This is a genomic window from Alicycliphilus sp. T452, assembly GCF_054512775.1.
Map to the genome: position 1 here is coordinate 54,199 of NZ_JBTNEH010000017.1, position 20,169 is coordinate 74,367.

The following is a 20,169-nucleotide window of genomic DNA, read 5'->3' on the forward strand; positions in this document are numbered from 1 at the left end:
CAACGAATAGAAAGGTGTTGCCGTGAGTATCAACGCGACCCTGTTCGTTCAGGCTATCGTCTTTCTGATCCTGGTGTGGTTCACGATGACTTTCGTGTGGCCCCCGATCGCGAAGGCGCTGGATGAACGAGCCCAGAAAATCGCCGATGGTCTCGCCGCTGCCGATCGTGCCAGGACCGAGCTTGCCGCTGCCGACCAGCGCGTTAAGCAGGAACTGGCAGCCGCCAGCAACGAAACCGCGAGCCGCCTGGCCGACGCCGAGCGCCGCGCCCAGGCCATCATCGAAGAGGCCAAGGCGCGCGCCACAGACGAAGGCAACAAGATCGTCGCCGCCGCCCGTGCCGAGGCCGAGCAGCAGGCCATTGCCGCCCGCGAGGCCCTGCGCGAGCAGGTTGCCGCGCTGGCCGTCAAGGGCGCCGAGCAGATTCTCCGTAAGGAAGTCAATGCCGGTGTCCACGCCGATCTGCTGAACCGTCTCAAGACCGAGCTGTAAACGTAAGGGAGCAACCCCATGGCTGAAATCGCCACCATTGCCCGCCCTTACGCAGAGGCGCTGTACAAGGCCTGTACCGGCAAGGCCGGTGCCGACCTGAACGGCGCTTGCGCCTGGGTGGACGAGCTGGCGGCGATTGCCGCCAACCCTCAATTGCGCCAGTTGCTGGACAACCCCAAGGTGACCGCGGAACAGCTGTTCGGTGTCATCACCGGGGTGGCCAAGACGGCGCTGCCGGAGATGGCGCACAACTTCCTGCGCACCCTGCTCGACAACGGCCGGGTGCAGGTGCTGCCCGAGATCGCGACGCAATTCCGCGCGCTGGTCAACCAAGGCAACGGCTCTTCGGATGCCATCGTCTACAGTGCCTTCCCCCTGGATGCCAACGCCCTGGCCGAGCTCTCGGCCACGCTGCAAAAACGCTTTGCCCGCACACTCAATCTCTCCGTGCAGACGGACGAGTCCCTGATCGGCGGCGTGCGCGTGGTGGTGGGCGACGAGGTGCTCGACACCTCCGTCAAGGCACGTCTGGAACAAATGAAAGCGGCCCTCACGGCCTGAGCGGCCGGTGAGGTCTGGGCTTATTAAAGAAAGAAGGAAAGAGTCATGCAACTCAATCCCGCAGAAATTTCTGAACTGATCAAGAGCCGCATCGAAGGGCTGGCAGCCAGCAGCGACATCCGCAACCAGGGCACCGTGGTGTCCGTGACCGACGGTATCGTGCGCATCCATGGCCTGTCGGACGTGATGCAGGGCGAAATGCTGGAATTCCCCGCCGACGCGGACGGCCAGCCGAGCTACGGCCTGGCGCTGAACCTGGAGCGCGACTCCGTCGGTGCGGTGATTCTGGGCGCCTACGAGCACATCTCCGAGGGCGACACCGTCAAGTGCACGGGCCGCATCCTGGAAGTGCCCGTGGGCCCCGAACTGGTCGGCCGCGTGGTGAACGCCCTGGGCCAGCCCATCGACGGCAAGGGCCCGATCAACGCCAAGATGACGGACGTGATCGAGAAGGTCGCTCCCGGCGTGATCGCGCGCCAGTCCGTGGACCAGCCCCTGGCCACCGGCCAGAAATCCATCGACTCCATGGTGCCCGTCGGCCGCGGCCAGCGCGAGCTGATCATCGGCGACCGCCAGACCGGCAAGACGGCCGTGGCCATCGACGCCATCATCGCCCAGAAGGGCCAGGACGTGACCTGCATCTACGTCGCCATCGGCCAGAAGGCGTCGTCGATCAAGAACGTGGTGCGCTCGCTGGAGCAGGCCGGTGCGATGGACTACACCATCGTCGTCGCCGCATCCGCATCGGAATCCGCCGCCATGCAGTACGTGTCGGCCTACTCCGGCTGCACCATGGGCGAATACTTCCGCGACCGCGGCCAGGACGCGCTGATCGTCTATGACGACCTGTCCAAGCAGGCCGTGGCCTACCGCCAGGTCTCGCTGCTGCTGCGCCGCCCGCCGGGCCGCGAAGCCTTCCCCGGCGACGTGTTCTATCTCCACAGCCGCCTGCTCGAGCGCGCCGCCCGCGTGAACGCCGATTACGTCGAAGCCTTCACCAAGGGCGAAGTCAAGGGCAAGACCGGCTCGCTGACCGCGCTGCCCGTGATCGAAACCCAGGCCGGCGACGTGTCCGCCTTCGTTCCGACCAACGTGATCTCGATCACCGACGGCCAGATCTTCCTGGAAACCAGCCTGTTCAACGCCGGTATCCGCCCCGCCATCAACGCCGGTATCTCGGTGTCGCGCGTCGGCGGTGCTGCACAGACCAAGCTGATCAAGGGCCTGTCCGGCGGTATCCGTACCGACCTGGCTCAGTACCGCGAACTGGCCGCGTTCGCGCAGTTCGCCTCCGACCTGGACGAAGCCACCCGCAAGCAGCTCGACCGCGGCGCCCGCGTGACCGAACTGCTCAAGCAGCCCCAATACAGCCCGCTGCCCATCAGCCTGATGGCCGCCTCGCTGTTCGCGGTGAACAAGGGCTTTCTGGATGACGTGGATGTGAAGAAGGTCCTGCCCTTCGAGTCCGGCCTGCACCAGTTCCTCAAGACCAGCCATGCAGCCCTGCTCGAGCGCCTGGAGCAAAACCGCGCCTTCGACAAGGAAGGCAAGGACGAAGCCGAACTGACGCAAGCCATCACGGCCTTCAAGAAGTCGTTCGTTTAAACCGGACGAGGAAGCATCATGGCAGCAGGCAAGGAAATACGCGGCAAGATCAAATCGGTGGAGAACACCAAGAAGATCACCAAGGCCATGGAAATGGTGGCCGCGTCCAAAATGCGCAAGGCGCAAGACCGCATGCGCGCTGCTCGTCCCTTTGCCGAGAAGGTGCGCAATATCGCGGCCCATCTCGGCGAAGCCAATCCCGAGTACGTGCATCCCTTCATGAAGGTGAACGACGCGAAGGCGGCGGGCGTCATCGTGGTGACGACCGACAAGGGCCTGTGCGGCGGCATGAACACCAACGTGCTGCGTGCCGTGACGTCCAAGTTGCGCGAGCTGCAGTCCCAGGGGGTCGAGGCGCAGGCCGTTGCCATTGGCAACAAGGGCCTGGGCTTCCTGAACCGCATCGGCGCCAAGGTCGTGGCACAGTCCGTCGGCCTGGGCGACACGCCCCATCTGGAAAAGCTCATCGGCCCCGTCAAGGTGCTGCTGGACGCGTATGCCGAAGGCAAGATCAACGCGGTGTACCTCTCCTACACCAAGTTCATCAACACCATGAAGCAGGAATCGGTGGTGGAGCGGTTGCTGCCCCTGTCCTCGGAGCACCTGAAGGCCGACAAGTCGGGTCCCAGCTGGGACTACATCTACGAGCCGGACGCTCAGACCGTGATCGACGAGTTGCTCGTGCGCTATGTCGAGTCGCTGATCTACCAGGCCGTGGCCGAGAACATGGCTTCGGAGCAGTCGGCGCGCATGGTGGCCATGAAGGCCGCCACCGACAACGCGGGCAACGTCATCAACGAGCTCAAGCTGGTCTACAACAAGACGCGCCAGGCCGCGATCACGAAGGAACTTTCGGAGATCGTCGCGGGTGCGGCAGCCGTCTAACCGGTTTCACAAATTTCTGGAGCAAAAAATGGCTCAAGTGCAAGGCAAGATTGTTCAATGTATCGGTGCCGTGGTGGACGTGGAGTTCCCGCGCGACCAGATGCCCAAGGTGTACGACGCCCTCAAGCTCGAAGGCTCTGCCCTGACGCTGGAAGTGCAGCAGCAGCTGGGCGACGGCATCGTGCGTACCATTGCCCTCGGCTCTTCCGACGGTCTGAAGCGCGGCCTGATGGTCACCAACACGGGCAACCCCATCACCGTGCCCGTGGGCAAGGCCACCCTGGGCCGCATCATGGACGTGCTGGGCAACCCCATCGACGAGCGCGGCCCCGTCAGCCAGGAACTCACCGCCTCCATCCACCGCAAGGCCCCGGCCTACGACGAGCTGTCGCCCTCGCAGGAGCTGCTGGAAACCGGCATCAAGGTGATCGACCTGGTGTGCCCGTTCGCCAAGGGCGGCAAGGTGGGCCTGTTCGGCGGCGCCGGCGTGGGCAAGACCGTGAACATGATGGAGCTCATCAACAACATTGCCAAGGCGCACTCGGGTCTGTCCGTGTTCGCCGGCGTGGGCGAGCGTACCCGTGAGGGCAACGACTTCTACCATGAGATGAGCGACTCCAAGGTCGTGGTGCAGGAGGACCTCTCCCAGTCCAAGGTGGCCATGGTCTACGGCCAGATGAACGAGCCCCCGGGCAACCGTCTGCGCGTGGCCCTGACCGGCCTGACTATCGCCGAGTCCTTCCGCGACGAAGGCCGCGACGTGCTGTTCTTCGTGGACAACATTTACCGCTACACCCTGGCCGGTACCGAGGTGTCCGCCCTGCTGGGCCGCATGCCCTCCGCCGTGGGCTACCAGCCGACGCTGGCCGAGGAAATGGGCCGCCTGCAGGAGCGCATCACTTCCACCAAGGTGGGTTCGATCACTTCCATCCAGGCCGTGTACGTGCCTGCCGACGACTTGACCGACCCTTCGCCTGCCACGACCTTTGCCCACCTGGACTCCACCGTGGTGCTTTCGCGTGACATCGCCGCCTTGGGTATCTACCCGGCCGTGGACCCGCTCGATTCGACCAGCCGCCAGCTCGACCCCCATGTGGTGGGCGAGGAGCACTACAACGTGGCCCGCCAGGTGCAGGGCACGCTGCAGCGCTACAAGGAACTGCGCGACATCATCGCCATCCTGGGCATGGACGAACTCGCGCCCGAGGACAAGCTCACCGTGGCCCGCGCGCGCAAGATCCAGCGTTTCCTGTCGCAGCCCTTCCACGTGGCCGAAGTGTTCACGGGCTCGCCCGGCAAGTACGTGCCGCTGTCGGAAACCATCCGCGGCTTCAAGATGATCGTGGCCGGCGAGTGCGACCACCTGCCCGAGCAGGCTTTCTACATGGTCGGCACCATCGACGAAGCCTTCGAAAAGGCCAAGAAGCTGGCCAACTGAAGCGGGTTCGGAGTGCAGGCTGGCTGCAAGCCTGCCGGCACTCCTCTCCCCGCTTTTTCTAAGGAGCAAAGATGAACACCATCCACGTCGATGTGGTCAGCGCCGAAGAGTCCATCTTCACCGGTGAGGCGCGCTTCGTCGCGCTGCCGGGCGAGGCGGGCGAGCTGGGCATCCTGCCCAAGCACACGCCCCTGATCACGCGCATCAAGCCCGGCTCGGTGCGCATCGAGATGGCCGATGGCAGCGAAGAATTCGTCTTCGTCGCCGGCGGCATCCTGGAAGTGCAGCCGGACTGCGTCACGGTGCTGTCCGACACCGCCATCCGCGGCGCAGATCTGGATGACCAGAAGGCCCAGGAAGCCAGGGCAGCGGCCGAGGAAGCGCTGAAGAACGCCAAGAGCGAGATCGACATCGCGCGCGCCCAGTCCGAGCTGGCCATCATGGCCGCGCAGATCGCGGCGCTGCGCAAGTACCGCCAGAAGCACTGACGGAAGGCCGATGGAAGCAAGAAGGACGTGCGCGACACGTCCTTTTTTTATGCCGCGTCCGGCAGGGCGCACATATCTTGCATGAGGGCGCCCGAGCGCGCGGCGCTGTGATTCAGCCCACCACGGGCATGTCCGGCAGTTCGTTGTCGCGCGGCCCGGGTTGTTCGGGGGCTGCAGGAAAGTGCTCCACCAGCAGGGCCGAGACTTCGGCCAGGGCCTGGGTCAGCCCGTCCTCGTAGCGGCCCGCGCGGAAGGCCTGCGCCATGTGATCGGCCATGGCGCGCCAGGTGTCGGGGGGAACGGCGCGGGCCAGGCCCCGGTCGGCGACGATCTCGATGGCGTGCTCGGCCAGCAGCAGGTAGATCAGCACGCCGTTGTTGTGCTCCGTGTCCCACACGCGCAGCTTGCCGAACTGCGTCACGGCCCGCTCGCGCACGCCGGCGCCGCTCCACAGGTAGGACAGGGGCAGGCCGCCTTCCACGCAGATGCGGATCTGGCCCGTGTGGCGGCGTTCGCTCGCCGACACGCGCCGGCCCAGGCGTTCGAGCAGTTCGGGCGGCAAGGCCTGGTGCAGGCCACCGTCGGCCCAGCGGTGGCGCAGCAGGCGGGCCAGGCGGTGCAGGAGGCCGGTGCGGGTCTTCTTCGCCATGTTTTTCACATCCTCACCAGTCGCCGGAGGCGCCGCCGCCGCCGAAGTCCCCGCCGCCGCCGGAACGGAATCCGCCGCCACCGCCGCCGCTCCATCCCCCGCCGTGGCCGCCCCAGCCGCCCCCGTTCCAGACGATGGGCGCGCCGCGCCCCGCGAAGGCCCAGGTGTAGAACAGCGCGGCGATACCGGCACCCGCGGCCAGCAGCACGCTGGCCGTGGCCAGGAAGGCCAGCGCGCCCACGCCGCCGCCCATCACCAGGGCGCCCAGGCGCTGCCCGAACAGGGTGCGCACGACGGGGCCCGCGACCAGGACGCCGAAGAACAGGAAGATGGCCAGGTCCTCCCAGCCAGCGCCGTCCGATCCGCGCTGCCGCTCGTCTTGCGGCAGCGGCAGCGATTCGCCCGCGATGCGCGCGCCGATCTGGCGCACGGCGGCATCGAGCCCGCCCGCGAAGTCGTTCTCGCGAAAGCGCGGTTTCATCGCGCCGTCGATGATGCGCGCGGCCGCGATGTCGGGGATCGCGCCTTCGAGCGCCTTGGCGACCTCGATGCGCATGCGCCGGTCGTCCTTGGCAACGATGACGAGCACGCCGTCGCCCACGTCGCGCCGGCCGATCTTCCAGGCATTGCCCACGCGGTTGGCGAAGGCGGCGATGTCCTCGGGCGTGGTGGTGGGCACCATCAGCACCACGACCTGCGAGCCGTGCTGCCGCTCGATGGCCGCGAGCTGCGCCTCCAGCGCCTGGCGCTCGCCCTCGGAGAGCGTGGCGGTCTGGTCGATCACGCGCGCCGTGAGCGCGGGCACGGCGCGCAGCGGCTGCGCCGTGGCGCCAGGAGCCCCGATAGCTACTAAAAATATAGCTATCAGCGCTTGTAGTACAAGCGCCAGAGGCATTTTTTACTTGGATGCCGGTGCGGCAGGGCTGGAGAAGTCCACCGTGGGCGGGGTGCTGATCTGCGCCTCGTTCTGCACGGTGAAGCTGGGCTTGGGCGCATAGCTGAACACCATGGCCGTGATGTTGGTGGGGAAGCTGCGCGCGAGCACGTTGTATTCCTGCACGGTCTGGATGTAGCGGTTGCGCGCCACGGTGATGCGGTTTTCCGTGCCCTCCAGGGTCACCCGCAGGTCGCGGAAGGCCTGGTTGGCCTGCAACTGCGGGTAGCGCTCGGCCACCACCATCAGCCGCGAGAGCGCGCTGGACAGCTCGCCCTGTGCCTGCTGGAACTTGTTGAACGCCTCGGGATTGTTGAGCAGCTCGGGCGTCACCTGGATGGAGGTGGCCTTGGCGCGCGCCTCGATCACCTTGGTCAGCGTCTCCTGCTCGAACGCGGCCTCGCCCTTGACCGTGGCGACGATGTTGGGCACCAGGTCGGCACGGCGCTGGTACTGGTTGAGCACTTCGCTCCACGCGGCCTTGGACTGCTCGTCCAGGCGCTGGAAGTCGTTGTAGCCGCAGCCTGACAAGGCCAGTGCCGCGGCGATGATGGCGATGAGTCGTTTCATGGTGCGAGGTCTTTGCAACTGAGGGGATGGGCCGCGACTCGGGAATCAAGTGGCGCCCCGGATGCCGGCATTGTGCCGTGACAAGCCGATCCGTGGTGCGGACAATGGCGGTTTCATCGCATGCACGGCGCCTGGCTCATGACCCGATCCTCTTTGCGTGCTGCCATCCTGGCCGGCACGCCCGACGAACTCGAAACCACTTTCTACGATGCCCTGCGCGCGGGCGACCTCGAGCGCGTGATGGCCTGTTGGGCCGACGAGGACGAGATCGTCTGCATCCACCCCGGAGGCCCGCGCCTGATCGGGCCGGCGGCCATCCGCGCGGCATTCGCCGCCATGCTCAGGCACGGAGGGCTCGGTGTGCGGGCGCAGCAGGTGGTGCGTGTGCAGGCGCTGGCCAGCACCGTGCACAGCGTGCTCGAGCACGTGAGCGTCATGCTGCCCGATGGCCCGGGCGAGGCCGTGGTGTGCGCCACCAACGTCTATCACAAGACGCCGCGGGGCTGGCGCCTGGTGGTGCACCATGCCAGCCCGGGTGCGGCAGGCGAGGGCGCCGCGCCAGCGGCCGCCGCGCATGTGCTGCATTGAGCGTGCGAGTGCTCCCCGCTGCCGTGCAAGGCGCACAATCGCGCCATGGATGACATCGTCAAGCAGGCCATCGCCAAGTGGCCCCATGTACCCGACTGCTACGGCTGGCTGGGCCTGGATGCGCGCGGACAGTGGTATCTGCGTGACGAGGGCACGCAGGCGCGGGGCGACTTCCGCGCGGCGCGCGGTGTCCGGCTGGAGCATGCTAAGCTCATCGACTTCATCCACCGCAACTACGAGGCCGATGCGCGGGGCTGCTGGTTCTTCCAGAACGGCCCGCAGCGCGTCTACGTGGAGCTGGAGGCGGCGCCCCTCGTCTGGCGGGTGAGCGCCGCGGGAGAGGCCGTGGCCCACACCGGCGCGCCCGCGGGCGGCGTGCAGGAATGCCTGGTGGACGAGGAGGGCCGCGTGTATCTGACGAGCCCCATGGGCCTGGGCCTGGTGCACAGCCTGGACGTGGACTGCGTGGCGCAGCAGATCGAGCAGGGGCGCTGGCAGCCGCGCGAGGTGCGCGCGGCCGACCTGCCGGCGGCCTGCGGCTTCGTGCCCAGCCCTGCCGCCCTGGCCCGCACCGGGGCCTGATACGGCTTCGCATTCGATCGCCTAACGTCGTTGGTTCGCCTCGCCGTGCTGCAGCACTGTCTTCGGCTTCCCGCCTAGTTATCCGACCGAATGCAAAGCCGTATGAAAATGCAAAAGCCGGTCATCGACCGGCTTTGGGGTGGGCAGAGGGCCGTTTACTTGGCCGAATTCACCAGGTACTCGACGGCGGCCTTGAAGTCAGCATCCGATGCGCTGGAGCCGCCCTTGGGCGGCATGGCGCCCTTGCCTTGCGTGGCGATCTTCAGCACCTCGTCGAAGCCGGCTACCAGGCGCGGGGCCCAGGCCGCCTTGTCGCCGAACTTGGGTGCGCCCGCGACGCCCGTGCCATGGCAGGCGACGCAGGTGGACTCGTACACGGCCTTGCCGGTCCCGCCCGCGGGCGCGGTGGCGGCAGGGGCGGCAGCTGCTGCGGCGGGGGCCGCTTCCGGTGCCGCAGGGGCTGCCGCGGGAGCGGCATCCGCCGCGGCCGGGGCGCCCGGCTCGGCGAACTTCGCGCCCGCCGCATTCGCCATGTAGGCCACGCCGCGCGCGATTTCGGTGTCATTGAAATCGCCGCCGCCCTGCGGTGCCATGGCGCCCTTGCCCTTGAGGGCCGACTGCACCAGTGCCTCGAAGCCGGTCTTGATGCGCGGGCCCCAGGCCGCCGCATCGGCCAGCTTGGGCGCGCCGGCGGCGCCGGTGGCGTGGCATGCCGCGCACTGGCCCTTGAATACCTCTTCACCCGGGCGCAGTGGGCGGTTGGCATCGCGCACCTGCACGCTGCCGACCTTCTGGAGGCGCTGCGCAATGGCCATTTCGGCGTTGTCCACGCCAGCGTTGGGCTTGTTGCCCGAGGTCACGAAGATCACCAGGCCAATGATGATGAACACTGGCAGCACGAAGGCAAAGATGGCGGAGAGCAGGAACTGCTTCGGGCTTTTGATCATCCCGGAATGCGCTTCGTCGTGGGAGTCGCTCATGAGAACCTCTGTAATGTTGTTGTGCTGGCGGGTGGAAAGAAAAAGAGTTTTCGATTATAGGAGCGGCCTTCGCACCCGCCCGTTGGGGAAAACGGGCAGGCGCGAAGGCCGGCATTGCCATCAGGAGCGCGCAGGTCCGTCGGTATCCGTCCAGCCGCCGCCCAGCACCTTGTACAGAGTGACCTGGTTCTGCAATTGCAGCAGGCGCGTCTGCACCAGGGCCTGCTCCGTCGCGTACAGCGAGCGCTGCGCGTCCAGCAGGTCCAGATAGCTGGCCACGCCATTGCGATAGCGCAGGTCGGACAGGTCCAGGCGCTTGGCATCGGCCTGGGTCTGGGCGCGCTGGGCATCGATCTGCTGCTGCAGCGTGGCCTGTCCCGCCAATGCGTCGGACACCTCGCGGAACGCGGTCTGGATGGATTTTTCATACTGCGCCACGGCGATTTCGCGGCCGGCGCGCGCGGACTCCAGGCCAGCCTGGTTGCGCCCGGCGTCGAAGATCGGCAGGGCCAGCTGCGGCGCCAGCGAGAAGGCCCAGGTGCCGCTCTTGAACAGGCCCGAGAGCTCGTTGCTCACGCTGCCGAACTGCGCGGTGAGCGAGATGCGCGGAAAGAACGCGGCGCGCGCCGCGCCGATGTTGGCATTGGCACCGATCATCAACTGCTCGGCCTGGCGTATGTCCGGCCGGCGCTGCAGCAAGTCCGACGGCAGGCCCGCGGGCAGCGGCTGCATGGGGGCGGCATCGGCCAGGCGCATGGAGGGCAGGCTGGCGCGGATGTCGTCGGGCAGCGGCTGGCCCAGCAGCAGGGCGAGGGCGTTTTCGTCGAGCAGGCGCTGGCGCTGCTGCTGGGCGTAGGTGGCGCGGGCGGCCTGCGCCAGGCTCTCGGCCTGGTGGCTGTCCAGTTCGGAGCTCACGCCATGCTCCAGGCGCAGGCGCGTGAGCTTGACGGACTCCTCGCGCGTCTCCAGCGTGCGGCGGGAGATGTCCAGCAGCTCCTCGTCGGCCATCAGCGTGAGCCAGCCCGATGCCACGGCCGCCACCAGGCTGATCTGCGCCGACTTGCGCGCCTCCTCGGTGGCCAGGAACTGGGCCAGGGCCTGCTCCTTGAGGGCCCCGATGCGGCCAAAGAAGTCGATCTCCCAGGCGGAGATGCCCAGGCCGGCCTGGAACTGGTTGGCGTATTGGCCGTTGACGATGTTGGGCTGGCGCGTGCCGCTGGCGATGGCATTCACCGTGGGGAACTGGCCCGCGCGCTGGATCTGGAACTGCGCGCGCGCCTGCTCGACGTTGAGCATGGCCACGCGCAGGTCGCGGTTGTTGCCCAGCGCGATGCCGATGAGCCGCTGCAGCCGCGGGTCGGTGAAGTAGTCCTTCCAGTCGATGTCGGCGGCGGCTCTGGCCGTGGCCGGTACGTCGCTGCCGGCCAGGGCGAAGGCCTCGGGCACCGGCGCCGCGGGACGCTCGTACTTCGGTATGAAGCTGCAGCCGGCGAGCAGGGCCGCGATCACCAGGGGCGAGAGGGCACGCGCCGGGCGCGTGCGGGGCAGGGTGTGCTTGTGCATGTTTGTCGTACTCCGGCGTCCGGGTCAGGCCGCGCTGTCGCTGTGGTGCTGCATGGCGTGCTTGGCGTCGTGTTCGCGCTGGCGCCGGCTGCCCTTGAAGAAGCTGCGCACCACCACGAAGAACACGGGCACGAAGATCACGGCCAGCAGCGTGCCCGTGATCATGCCCCCGATCACGCCCGTGCCGATGGCGCGCTGGCTCGCCGAGCTGGCGCCCGAGGCGAGGAACAGCGGCAACACGCCGAGCGTGAAGGCCAGCGAGGTCATCACGATGGGGCGGAAGCGCAGGTGCGCGGCCTCCAGCGCCGCTTCGATCACGCCCTTTCCCGAGGCCTGCAGGTCCTTGGCGAACTCGATGATCAGGATGGCGTTCTTCGCCGACAGGCCGATGATGGTCACGAGGCCGATCTGGAAGTACACGTCGTTGGACATGTTGCGCAGCAGCGTCGCGAGCAGCACGCCCAGCACGCCCAGCGGCACGACCAGCAGCACCGAGAACGGGATCGACCAGCTCTCGTAGAGCGCCGCCAGGCACAGGAACACGGCGAGCAGCGAGAACGCGTACAGCACCATGGCCTGCGAGCCCGCGAGCTTTTCCTCGCGCGACTGGCCCGTCCACTCGAAGCCGAAGCCCTCGGGCAGCTGGGCGGCCAGGCGCTCCATCTCGGCCATTGCGTCGCCCGTGCTGAAGCCGGGCGCGGCGTCCCCGGCGATCTTCATCGACGGGTAGCCGTTGTAGCGCACGGTCTGCATGGCGCCGGTCAGCCAGCGCGTGGTGGCGAACGTCGAGAGCGGCACCACTTGCCCCTTGTTGTTGAGCACGGGAATGTCGAGCACTTCCTCGGGCTGCATGCGCGCACGCGCATCGGCCTGCACCACCACGCGCTGCAGGCGGCCCTGGTTGGGGAAGTCGTTGACGTAGGACGAGCCGAGCGCCGTGGAGAGCGCGCTGCCGATGGTGTCGAACGACACGCCCAGGGCGTTGGCCTTGTCGCGGTCGATGTCGATCTGCATCTGCGGCGCATCCTCCATGCCGTCGGGGCGCACGCCGGCCAGCACCTTGCTCTGCGCGGCCATGCCCAGCAGTTGGTTGCGCGCGGCGACCAGTGCCTTGTGGCCCTTGGAGCCGCGGTCCTGCAGGCGGAAGGTGAAGCCCGTGGCGGTACCCAGCTCGGGGATGGGTGGAGGGCTCAGCGCGAAGATGAATGCGTCGCGGTAGCCCATGAGCGCGCCCATGGCGCGGCCCGCGATGGCCGCTGCCGAATGCTCGGGGCCGGGGCGCTCGCTCCAGTCCTTGAGCGTCACGAAGGCCAGGCCCGCGTTCTGCCCCTGGCCCGAAAACGAGAAGCCCGCCACCGTGACGATGTTGTGCACCTCGGGCTGGTGCAGTGCGAACTCCTCCACCTTGGTCAGTGCGGCGCGCGTGCGCTCCAGCGACGCGCCCGCGGGCAGCTGGATGTTGGTGATCAGGTAGCCCTGGTCTTCGTTGGGCAGGAACGAGGTGGGCAGGCGCGTGTAGACGATGGCCACGGCGCCGATCAGCGCTGCGTAGATGATGGCCATGCGCCCGCTGCGGCGCACCAGCCTGGCCAGGCCCGACTCGTAGCTGTGCGTGGTGCTCTTGAACGCGCGGTTGAACCAGCCGAAGAAGCCTTTCTTCTCCATGTGGTGGCCGGCCTCGACGGGTTTGAGCAGCGTGCCGCACAGCGCCGGCGTGAGCGACAGTGCGAGGAAGGCCGAGAACGCGATGGACGTCGCCATGGTGGCGGCGAACTGGCGGTAGATGTTGCCCGTGGAGCCCGCGAAGAACGCGAGCGGCACGAACACCGAGACCAGCACCACCGTCACGCCGACGATGGCGCCCGAGATCTGGTCCATGGCCTTGCGCGTGGCCTGCAGCGGCGGCAGGCCTTCTTCGCTCATGATGCGCTCGACGTTCTCGACCACCACGATGGCGTCATCCACCACGATGCCGATCACCAGCACCATGCCGAACATGGTCAGCACGTTGATCGAGAAGCCCATCGCCAGCAGCGCGCCGAAGGTGCCCAGCAGCGCCACGGGCACCACGATGGTGGGGATGATGGTGTAGCGGAAGTTCTGCAGGAACAGGAACATCACCAGGAACACCAGCACCACGGCTTCGAGCAGCGTGTGCACCACCTTCTCGATCGAGACCGAGATGAAGGTGGAGGTGTCGTACGGGATGGTGTACGTCACGCCCTGGGGGAAGTACTGCTGCAGCTCGGCCAGCCTGGCCTTCACGGCCTTGGCCGTGGCCAGCGCGTTGGCGGTAGGCGTGAGCTGCACGCCCATGCCCACGGCGGGCGTGCCGTTCAGGCGCGCGCTGGTGCTGTAGCTCTGCGCGCCCAGCTCCAGGGTCGCCACGTCCTTCAGGCGCACGGTGGAGCCGTCGGTGTTGGCACGCAGCACGATGTTGCCGAACTGCTCGGTGGTGGAGAGCTGGCCCTGCACCACGATGGTGGCCGTCGTGGTCTGTCCCTGGGCGCTGGGCAGATCGCCGAGGTTGCCCGCGGACACCTGCACGTTCTGCGCGCGGATGGCCGCGTTCACCTGGTCGAGGGAGATGTTGAAGCCCTTGAGCTTGGCCGGATCGATCCACACGCGCATGGCGCGCTCGGCACCGAACTGCGTGACAGAGCCGACGCCGGGCAGGCGCTGCAGTTCGGGCACGATGTTGCGTGCAGCATAGTCGTTGAGTTCATCGATGCTCACGTTCGGGGTTTCAGACGTGAGCATGGAGAACAGCAGGAAGTTGGCGCGCGACTTCTCCACGCGCACGCCCTGCTGCGTCACGGCCGCCGGCAGGCGCGGCGTGGCACGCGAGAGGCGGTTCTGCACGTCCACCTGGGCCATGTCAGCGTTGGTGCCGGGCTCGAAGCTCAGCACGATCGAGCCGGTGCCGTTGGCCTGAGCCGTGGCTTCCATGTAGGCCAGGCCCGTGGCGCCGTTCATCTCGCGCTCGATGACGGCGAGCACCGAGTCCTCGAGCGTCTGTGCCGTGGCGCCGGGATAGACGACGGATACCTGGATCGTGGGCGGCGCCACGGCAGGGTATTGCGCGATGGGCAGCTGGGTGATCGAGACGGCGCCCGCCACCATGATGAAGATTGCGACGACCCACGCGAAGATGGGGCGTTCGATGAAGAACTTGGCCATGTGCCGCGCTCCTGATTCTTATTGCTTGGCCGGCGCTGCGGCGGGTTGGCTGGCGGCGGCCGACGCGGCCGGTGCAGGCGCCTTGGCGGCGCCATTGGCCTGCCAGGGCACGGGCTGAACGATCATGGGATCGCCGGGCTTGACGCGCGGCAGCTTCTGGAAGCCGTCGACCATCACCTGCTCGCCGGCCTTCAGGCCTTCGAGCACCACCCAGCTGGAACCTTGCGCGGGCCCGAGCCTGACCGGGCGCGGCTCGACCTTGCCGCCTTCGCCGACCACCATCACCGTATCGGCCGCGCCCGTGCGCGTGACCGCCTGCTGCGGCAGCAGCACGCCGTTGTCCACCTGCGCCTGTTCCAGCCGCACGCGCACGTACAGGCCCGGCAGCAGCGAGCGGTCGGGATTGGCCACCTCGGCGCGCAGCGTGACCTGGCCGCTGGTCGCATCCACCGTCAGGTCGGTGAACAGCAGGCGGCCGGGCTGCTTGTGCACGCTGCCGTCCTCCAGCACCACGCTCACGTTCGCGACGTTGGCGCCGGCCTTCTTGTACTTGCCGCTGGCCATGGCCGCGCGCAGCTTGAGCGCCTCGGCGGCCGACTGCGTGAAGTTGATGTAGAGCGGGTCGATCTGCTGGATCACCGCCAGTTCGGTCGCCGTGCCCTGGCCGACCAGCGCGCCCTCGGTCACCAGGGCGCGGCCGATGCGGCCGGAGATCGGCGCGGTCACGGTGGCGTAGCCCAGGTTGATGCGGGCCGTGGTCACGGCCGCCTTGGCGGCGGCCACGTTGGCCTCGGCCGTTTTCTGCGAGGCCACGGCGTTGTCGTAGTCCTGCTTGCTGATGGCGTTCACGGCCACCAGCGGGCGGTAGCGCTCGGCCAGTGCGCGGCTCTGGGCCAGGCTGGCCTCTGCCTGCGCCACGCTGGCCTGCGCCTGCGCCAGCACGGCCTCGTAGGGCGCGCTGTCGATCAGGAACAGCTTCTGGCCCGCCTTCACGTCGCTGCCTTCGGCGAACAGGCGCTTTTGCAGGATGCCCGCGGCGCGCGCGCGTACCTCGGCGATGCGCGATGCCTCCAATCGACCTGGCAGCTCCGTGACGAGCCCGATGTCTCCCGGCTGCACCGTCACCACGCCCACTTGCGGCGCGGGCGGCGGGCCGCCCGCACCGGCGGGGGCGGCGTCCTTCTTGCCGCAGGCCGTCAGCGCGAGGGCTGCGGCCAGGGCGATCGACAGGGCTACCGCCGAGCGGCGCTCGAAGCGGCGAACGGGGCGGGCGTTCTTGTTGTTCAGACGAGGCATGGAAGTCCTTTGGCTGGCAGGGTGCGGTGGTGATTTTGCGGTGCCTGTGCAAGGCAAACGCGGGATGCTCGCACCATCGAATGGCAATTGCACAAGGGGGTGAATTATACATACATTCATGAATGTATAATCAAGGGCTGTAGCGCCACCCGATCCGGCTGGTGGCGCTCTTTTTCTCGGAGGTCCACGATCCATGGCTCGACGCACCAAGGAAGATGCAGGCGCCACGCGCAACGCTCTGCTGGACGCGGCCGAACTCGTCTTTTACGAAAAGGGGGTGGCGCGCGCATCGCTGAGCGAGATCGCACAGGCGGCCGGTGCCACGCGCGGCGCCATCTACTGGCACTTCAAGGACAAGGTGGATCTGTTCAACGCGATGATGGATCGGGTCACCCTGCCGCTCGAAGGCGTGTGCAATGCCGGCGAGGTTGCGCACGCCAAGGAGCCGCTTGCGCAGCTGCGCAGCATGGTGGAGTTGCTGCTGCGCAGCATCGTGAACGACGCCCGCGTGCGCCGTGTGTTCGAAATCGCCCTGTACCGCGTGGAATACGTGAGCGAGCTCCGTGGCGTGCGCGAGCGCCATCTGGCCGCGCATGCCCGCTTCCAGGCCCTGCTGGAGCGCAACCTGGCGCTGGCGGCCGCCCAGGCATCGCTGGCGCTGCCAATGACTGCGTCAATGGCTGCAGCCGGTCTGCATGCACTGTTCAACGGCCTGCTGCAATCGTGGATGCTGGGCGATGCCAGTTTCGACCTGCCGGCCACGTGCCGTGCGGCCGTGGATGCTTATCTGCGCGGGTTGGGCTTTCGCGTGTGACCCGCGTGCGATAATTGCCAGTCTTTCCTGAACGCGGCTGTAGCTCAGTGGATAGAGTATTGGCCTCCGAAGCCAAGGGTCGTGGGTTCGATCCCCGCCAGCCGCGCCAACAGTGTCCTTTTTGAGTCCTCCGGGCGGTGTTGCATCGATTGCGGACATGTAACGTTGTGCGGAGCGGATGCTGCAGGTGAGGCTGGAATTTCCAGGGTGGCAAAAAAGCTGCTATGATTGCAAGTTCTTCGGAGGGGTGCCCGAGTGGCTAAAGGGGGCAGACTGTAAATCTGTTGGCTTACGCCTACACTGGTTCGAATCCAGTCCCCTCCACCAAGATGTGAGTTGAAGGCGTTGGATCGCGATTGCGCAAGTCTCGATCTTGCGGGAGTAGTTCAATGGTAGAACCCTAGCCTTCCAAGCTAATGACGCGGGTTCGATTCCCGTCTCCCGCTCCACGTTTTGGTTGTTGGTTTTTTTGGGGGGGTACCTCCAGTTGCCCATGTGGCTCAGTGGTAGAGCACTCCCTTGGTAAGGGAGAGGTCGCGGGTCCGATTCCCGCCATGGGCACCAAGATTCAATGGTGCGTCTCCATATGGGGTGCATCAATATTTGTCGTGTTGGTGTAGCTTTTTCGGAGTCGAAAAGATGGCAAAAGGTAAATTCGAGCGGACCAAGCCCCACGTGAACGTGGGCACGATCGGTCACGTGGACCATGGCAAGACGACGCTGACGGCGGCCATCGCGACGGTGCTGTCCAAGAAGTTCGGCGGCGAAGCCAAGGGCTACGACCAGATCGACAACGCGCCCGAAGAAAAGGCGCGCGGCATCACCATCAACACCTCGCACGTCGAATACGAAACGGCCAACCGCCACTACGCCCACGTGGACTGCCCCGGCCACGCCGACTACGTCAAGAACATGATCACCGGCGCCGCCCAGATGGACGGCGCCATCCTGGTGTGCTCGGCCGCCGACGGCCCCATGCCCCAGACGCGCGAACACATCCTGCTGGCCCGCCAGGTGGGTGTGCCCTACATCATCGTGTTCCTGAACAAGTGCGACATGGTGGACGACGAAGAACTGCTCGAACTCGTCGAAATGGAAGTGCGCGAACTGCTGGACAAATACGAATTCCCCGGCGACGACACCCCCATCATCCGCGGCTCGGCCAAGCTGGCCCTGGAAGGCGACCAGTCCGACAAGGGCGAACCCGCCATCCTGCGCCTGGCTGAAGCCCTCGACACCTACATCCCCACGCCCGAGCGCGCAGTGGACGGCGCCTTCCTCATGCCCGTGGAAGACGTGTTCTCCATCTCCGGCCGCGGCACCGTGGTCACGGGCCGCGTCGAGCGCGGCATCATCAAGGTCGGCGAAGAAATCGAAATCGTCGGCATCCGCGACACGCAAAAGACCACCGTCACCGGCGTGGAAATGTTCCGCAAGCTGCTGGACCAGGGCCAGGCTGGCGACAACGTCGGCCTGCTGCTGCGCGGCACCAAGCGTGAAGACGTCGAGCGCGGCCAGGTGCTGTGCAAGCCCGGCTCCATCAAGCCGCACACGCACTTCACCGCCGAGGTGTACGTGCTCTCCAAGGACGAAGGCGGCCGCCACACGCCGTTCTTCAACAACTACCGTCCGCAGTTCTACTTCCGCACGACCGACGTGACCGGCTCCATCGAGCTGCCGGCGGACAAGGAAATGGTCATGCCCGGCGACAACGTGTCGATCACCGTCAAGCTGATCGCGCCGATCGCCATGGAAGAAGGCCTGCGCTTCGCCATCCGCGAGGGCGGCCGCACCGTGGGCGCGGGCGTCGTGGCAAAGATCATCGAGTAATCGGAAAAGCGAAGGGGTATAGCTCAATTGGCAGAGCGTCGGTCTCCAAAACCGAAGGTTGTAGGTTCGATTCCTACTGCCCCTGCCACCTGAATGTGGTGGTGAACGAGCCCGCCAGACCCTGGCGGGCTTCGGCGTCTTGTGAGACGCCAGATCAAGAAGGTTAATGCTCATCTATGGCCACTTCCCAGGTTGAAACGGTCACCACTGGCGCGGACAAGGCAAAGCTGTTCGCTGCGGTGGCGATCGTGCTTGCTTCTGTCGCTGGTTTTTATGTGCTGGGAAAGCAGGGGCCCCTGATCCAGTGGGGGGCATTGCTGCTCGGTCTGGTGCTGGCTGTCGCAATGTTCCTGGCTTCGGAGCATGGCCGTCAATTCATGGGCTTTTCCCGTGATGCGTGGCGCGAGGTCAAGAAGGTCGTCTGGCCCACGCGCAAGGAAACGCTGCAGATGACGGGCTATGTGTTCGCATTCGTGGTACTGATGGCATTGTTCCTCTGGCTCACGGACAAGACCCTGGAGTGGGTTCTGTACGATTTGGTCTTGGGTTGGAGAAAGTGATGGTGGATGCCGTGGAAACCAATGGCGCTCAGCCTTCTGTGGATGCATCGGTGAACCCCGACTTGCGTTGGTACATCGTGCACGCCTACTCCGGGATGGAGAAGGCGGTGGAACGCAATATTCAGGAGCGCATCGTGCGCTCCGGCATGCAGCAAAAGTTTGGCCGCATTCTCGTTCCGACCGAGGAGGTCGTGGAGATGAAGAATGGCCAGCGCAAGACCACCGAGCGGCGCTTGTTCCCCGGTTACGTGTTCGTCGAAATGGTCATGGATGACGACACCTGGCACTTGGTGAAGCACACCAGCAAGGTGACTGGCTTCGTGGGCGGGGTGAAGAATCGCCCCGCCCCCATTTCCGAAGAGGAAGTGCAGAAGATCGTGAGCCAGATGCAGCAAGGCACTGACAAGCCGCGCCACAAGATCGAGTTCATGGTTGGGGAACTGGTGCGCGTCAAGGAAGGGCCTTTCACGGACTTCAATGGCTCGGTGGAAGAGGTCAACTACGAGAAGAGCCGCCTGCGGGTCTCGGTAATGATCTTCGGCCGCTCCACTCCCGTGGAACTGGAATTCGGCCAGGTGGAGAAAACGTAAGTTTCACCAAGACTTGGCAGGTTGAATGAGTATTCGCGCTTTTCGACTCGGCGCGATGGGAAACAAAGAGTCGGTAACCCCGGGGAGCCTGGTTGTTTGATCAGGCGTCATCACCCGCAAGGAGCTATCAATGGCGAAGAAAATCGTCGGCTTCATCAAGCTGCAAGTGCCAGCTGGTAAGGCCAACCCGTCCCCCCCGATCGGTCCCGCACTGGGCCAGCGTGGCCTCAACATCATGGAGTTCTGCAAGGCGTTCAACGCCCAGACCCAGGGTGTCGAGCCGGGCCTGCCGCTGCCTGTGGTGATCACGGCATTTGCAGACAAGAGCTTCACCTTCATCATCAAGACGCCTCCGGCGACGACCTTGATCAAGAAGGCCATCAAGCTGGACAAGGGTTCCTCCAACGCGCTGAGCACCAAGGTCGGCAAGATCACCCGCGCGCAGCTGGAAGAGATCGCCAAGACCAAGCTCAAGGACATGAATGCCGCCGACGTGGACGCCGCCGTGCGCACGCTGGCCGGCTCTGCCCGTTCGATGGGCGTGACGGTGGAGGGCCTCTGAA

Annotated in this window: 20 protein-coding genes and 5 tRNA genes; 18 read left to right on the plus strand and 7 right to left on the minus strand. The window is 66.2% G+C overall.

Annotation, left to right across the window (positions count from 1 at the left end; translation table 11 throughout):
- The first annotated feature begins 22 nt into the window (after nucleotides 1-22).
- The 6 genes from ACX12L_RS15460 (at nucleotide 23) to ACX12L_RS15485 (ending at nucleotide 5,470) form a co-directional block, all read left to right on the plus strand.
- Entirely contained in the window at nucleotides 23-493 is a 471-nt protein-coding gene (locus tag ACX12L_RS15460) for a F0F1 ATP synthase subunit B (protein WP_459263401.1), read from the plus strand.
- Between the two features lie 18 nt (nucleotides 494-511).
- The gene (locus ACX12L_RS15465; RefSeq protein ID WP_459263402.1) at nucleotides 512-1,054 is read left to right on the plus strand and encodes a F0F1 ATP synthase subunit delta; all 543 of its coding nucleotides are present in this window, start codon (nucleotides 512-514) and stop codon (nucleotides 1,052-1,054) included.
- A gap of 45 nt (nucleotides 1,055-1,099) precedes the next feature.
- Nucleotides 1,100-2,659, plus strand: coding sequence for a F0F1 ATP synthase subunit alpha (gene atpA, locus ACX12L_RS15470; RefSeq protein ID WP_459263403.1), 1,560 nt, complete (start codon nucleotides 1,100-1,102; stop codon nucleotides 2,657-2,659).
- 18 nt (nucleotides 2,660-2,677) lie between these two features.
- A complete protein-coding gene (gene atpG / locus ACX12L_RS15475; RefSeq protein ID WP_459263404.1) occupies nucleotides 2,678-3,544 on the plus strand; it encodes a F0F1 ATP synthase subunit gamma in 867 nt (288 codons plus the stop codon).
- A 28-nt stretch (nucleotides 3,545-3,572) separates the two neighbouring features.
- The gene (gene atpD / locus ACX12L_RS15480; RefSeq protein ID WP_459263405.1) at nucleotides 3,573-4,982 is read left to right on the plus strand and encodes a F0F1 ATP synthase subunit beta; all 1,410 of its coding nucleotides are present in this window, start codon (nucleotides 3,573-3,575) and stop codon (nucleotides 4,980-4,982) included.
- Between the two features lie 71 nt (nucleotides 4,983-5,053).
- Complete coding sequence (locus ACX12L_RS15485; protein ID WP_459263406.1) at nucleotides 5,054-5,470, plus strand: F0F1 ATP synthase subunit epsilon; 417 nt, start codon at nucleotides 5,054-5,056, stop codon at nucleotides 5,468-5,470.
- A 112-nt stretch (nucleotides 5,471-5,582) separates the two neighbouring features.
- On the opposite strand, the gene ACX12L_RS15490 is transcribed toward ACX12L_RS15485, so the two are convergent.
- From ACX12L_RS15490 to ACX12L_RS15500, 3 genes are read right to left on the minus strand one after another with little or no spacing between them, the layout of a single operon-like run.
- Nucleotides 5,583-6,119 (minus strand): TPM domain-containing protein, encoded by a 537-nt coding sequence (locus ACX12L_RS15490; RefSeq protein ID WP_459263407.1) that lies wholly within the window; start codon nucleotides 6,117-6,119, stop codon nucleotides 5,583-5,585.
- Between the two features lie 13 nt (nucleotides 6,120-6,132).
- Nucleotides 6,133-7,014 carry a TPM domain-containing protein gene (locus ACX12L_RS15495; RefSeq protein WP_459263408.1) on the minus strand — a complete coding sequence of 294 codons (882 nt, stop codon included), beginning with the start codon at nucleotides 7,012-7,014 and terminating at the stop codon, nucleotides 6,133-6,135.
- 3 nt (nucleotides 7,015-7,017) lie between these two features.
- Nucleotides 7,018-7,623 (minus strand): LemA family protein, encoded by a 606-nt coding sequence (locus ACX12L_RS15500; RefSeq protein WP_459263409.1) that lies wholly within the window; start codon nucleotides 7,621-7,623, stop codon nucleotides 7,018-7,020.
- Nucleotides 7,624-7,761: 138 nt separating this feature from the next.
- Between ACX12L_RS15500 and ACX12L_RS15505 the strand changes: the two genes are divergently transcribed.
- The gene (locus ACX12L_RS15505; protein ID WP_459263410.1) at nucleotides 7,762-8,211 is read left to right on the plus strand and encodes a YybH family protein; all 450 of its coding nucleotides are present in this window, start codon (nucleotides 7,762-7,764) and stop codon (nucleotides 8,209-8,211) included.
- A gap of 45 nt (nucleotides 8,212-8,256) precedes the next feature.
- The gene (locus ACX12L_RS15510; RefSeq protein ID WP_459263411.1) at nucleotides 8,257-8,793 is read left to right on the plus strand and encodes a DUF2946 family protein; all 537 of its coding nucleotides are present in this window, start codon (nucleotides 8,257-8,259) and stop codon (nucleotides 8,791-8,793) included.
- 155 nt (nucleotides 8,794-8,948) lie between these two features.
- Here ACX12L_RS15510 and ACX12L_RS15515 read toward each other — a convergent pair whose 3' ends face one another.
- The 4 genes from ACX12L_RS15515 to ACX12L_RS15530 form a co-directional block, all read right to left on the minus strand.
- Nucleotides 8,949-9,773, minus strand: coding sequence for a c-type cytochrome (locus tag ACX12L_RS15515; protein WP_459263412.1), 825 nt, complete (start codon nucleotides 9,771-9,773; stop codon nucleotides 8,949-8,951).
- A gap of 120 nt (nucleotides 9,774-9,893) precedes the next feature.
- Nucleotides 9,894-11,336: an efflux transporter outer membrane subunit gene (locus ACX12L_RS15520; protein WP_459263413.1), complete on the minus strand. Its 1,443-nt coding sequence runs from the start codon at nucleotides 11,334-11,336 to the stop codon at nucleotides 9,894-9,896.
- A gap of 24 nt (nucleotides 11,337-11,360) precedes the next feature.
- The gene (locus ACX12L_RS15525) at nucleotides 11,361-14,516 is read right to left on the minus strand and encodes an efflux RND transporter permease subunit (protein WP_459263414.1); all 3,156 of its coding nucleotides are present in this window, start codon (nucleotides 14,514-14,516) and stop codon (nucleotides 11,361-11,363) included.
- Between the two features lie 18 nt (nucleotides 14,517-14,534).
- A complete protein-coding gene (locus ACX12L_RS15530; RefSeq protein WP_459263415.1) occupies nucleotides 14,535-15,812 on the minus strand; it encodes an efflux RND transporter periplasmic adaptor subunit in 1,278 nt (425 codons plus the stop codon).
- A 193-nt stretch (nucleotides 15,813-16,005) separates the two neighbouring features.
- Between ACX12L_RS15530 and ACX12L_RS15535 the strand changes: the two genes are divergently transcribed.
- The 10 genes from ACX12L_RS15535 (at nucleotide 16,006) to rplK (ending at nucleotide 20,168) form a co-directional block, all read left to right on the plus strand.
- A complete protein-coding gene (locus tag ACX12L_RS15535) occupies nucleotides 16,006-16,626 on the plus strand; it encodes a TetR family transcriptional regulator (protein ID WP_459263416.1) in 621 nt (206 codons plus the stop codon).
- Nucleotides 16,627-16,659: 33 nt separating this feature from the next.
- A tRNA-Arg gene (locus ACX12L_RS15540) sits at nucleotides 16,660-16,735 on the plus strand.
- 132 nt (nucleotides 16,736-16,867) lie between these two features.
- Nucleotides 16,868-16,953 (plus strand) — tRNA-Tyr (locus ACX12L_RS15545).
- Between the two features lie 48 nt (nucleotides 16,954-17,001).
- A tRNA-Gly gene (locus ACX12L_RS15550) sits at nucleotides 17,002-17,075 on the plus strand.
- A gap of 40 nt (nucleotides 17,076-17,115) precedes the next feature.
- Nucleotides 17,116-17,190 (plus strand) — tRNA-Thr (locus tag ACX12L_RS15555).
- 75 nt (nucleotides 17,191-17,265) lie between these two features.
- Complete coding sequence (gene tuf / locus ACX12L_RS15560; protein WP_459263386.1) at nucleotides 17,266-18,456, plus strand: elongation factor Tu; 1,191 nt, start codon at nucleotides 17,266-17,268, stop codon at nucleotides 18,454-18,456.
- A gap of 12 nt (nucleotides 18,457-18,468) precedes the next feature.
- A tRNA-Trp gene (locus ACX12L_RS15565) sits at nucleotides 18,469-18,544 on the plus strand.
- Between the two features lie 88 nt (nucleotides 18,545-18,632).
- Nucleotides 18,633-19,016: a preprotein translocase subunit SecE gene (gene secE / locus ACX12L_RS15570; RefSeq protein ID WP_459263417.1), complete on the plus strand. Its 384-nt coding sequence runs from the start codon at nucleotides 18,633-18,635 to the stop codon at nucleotides 19,014-19,016.
- Nucleotides 19,016-19,606: a transcription termination/antitermination protein NusG gene (gene nusG / locus ACX12L_RS15575; protein WP_459263418.1), complete on the plus strand. Its 591-nt coding sequence runs from the start codon at nucleotides 19,016-19,018 to the stop codon at nucleotides 19,604-19,606. The genes secE and nusG overlap by 1 nt, the downstream gene beginning before the upstream one ends.
- A 130-nt stretch (nucleotides 19,607-19,736) precedes the next feature.
- Nucleotides 19,737-20,168, plus strand: a complete 432-nt coding sequence (gene rplK, locus ACX12L_RS15580) for a 50S ribosomal protein L11 (RefSeq protein ID WP_459263419.1) — start codon at nucleotides 19,737-19,739, stop codon at nucleotides 20,166-20,168.
- Nucleotide 20,169: the final 1 nt, after the last annotated feature.

Bases quoted from the DNA above. Each gene is read 5' to 3' on its own strand.
- ACX12L_RS15465 (WP_459263402.1), top strand. From the start codon at position 512: ATGGCTGAAATCGCCACCATTGCCCGCCCTTACGCAGAGGCGCTGTAC.
- atpA (WP_459263403.1), top strand. From the start codon at position 1,100: ATGCAACTCAATCCCGCAGAAATTTCTGAACTGATCAAGAGCCGCATC.
- atpG (WP_459263404.1), top strand. From the start codon at position 2,678: ATGGCAGCAGGCAAGGAAATACGCGGCAAGATCAAATCGGTGGAGAAC.
- atpD (WP_459263405.1), top strand. From the start codon at position 3,573: ATGGCTCAAGTGCAAGGCAAGATTGTTCAATGTATCGGTGCCGTGGTG.
- ACX12L_RS15485 (WP_459263406.1), top strand. From the start codon at position 5,054: ATGAACACCATCCACGTCGATGTGGTCAGCGCCGAAGAGTCCATCTTC.
- ACX12L_RS15490 (WP_459263407.1), bottom strand. From the start codon at position 6,119: ATGGCGAAGAAGACCCGCACCGGCCTCCTGCACCGCCTGGCCCGCCTG.
- ACX12L_RS15495 (WP_459263408.1), bottom strand. From the start codon at position 7,014: ATGCCTCTGGCGCTTGTACTACAAGCGCTGATAGCTATATTTTTAGTA.
- ACX12L_RS15500 (WP_459263409.1), bottom strand. From the start codon at position 7,623: ATGAAACGACTCATCGCCATCATCGCCGCGGCACTGGCCTTGTCAGGC.
- ACX12L_RS15505 (WP_459263410.1), top strand. From the start codon at position 7,762: ATGACCCGATCCTCTTTGCGTGCTGCCATCCTGGCCGGCACGCCCGAC.
- ACX12L_RS15510 (WP_459263411.1), top strand. From the start codon at position 8,257: ATGGATGACATCGTCAAGCAGGCCATCGCCAAGTGGCCCCATGTACCC.
- ACX12L_RS15515 (WP_459263412.1), bottom strand. From the start codon at position 9,773: ATGAGCGACTCCCACGACGAAGCGCATTCCGGGATGATCAAAAGCCCG.
- ACX12L_RS15520 (WP_459263413.1), bottom strand. From the start codon at position 11,336: ATGCACAAGCACACCCTGCCCCGCACGCGCCCGGCGCGTGCCCTCTCG.
- ACX12L_RS15525 (WP_459263414.1), bottom strand. From the start codon at position 14,516: ATGGCCAAGTTCTTCATCGAACGCCCCATCTTCGCGTGGGTCGTCGCA.
- ACX12L_RS15530 (WP_459263415.1), bottom strand. From the start codon at position 15,812: ATGCCTCGTCTGAACAACAAGAACGCCCGCCCCGTTCGCCGCTTCGAG.
- ACX12L_RS15535 (WP_459263416.1), top strand. From the start codon at position 16,006: ATGGCTCGACGCACCAAGGAAGATGCAGGCGCCACGCGCAACGCTCTG.
- tuf (WP_459263386.1), top strand. From the start codon at position 17,266: ATGGCAAAAGGTAAATTCGAGCGGACCAAGCCCCACGTGAACGTGGGC.
- secE (WP_459263417.1), top strand. From the start codon at position 18,633: ATGGCCACTTCCCAGGTTGAAACGGTCACCACTGGCGCGGACAAGGCA.
- nusG (WP_459263418.1), top strand. From the start codon at position 19,016: ATGGTGGATGCCGTGGAAACCAATGGCGCTCAGCCTTCTGTGGATGCA.
- rplK (WP_459263419.1), top strand. From the start codon at position 19,737: ATGGCGAAGAAAATCGTCGGCTTCATCAAGCTGCAAGTGCCAGCTGGT.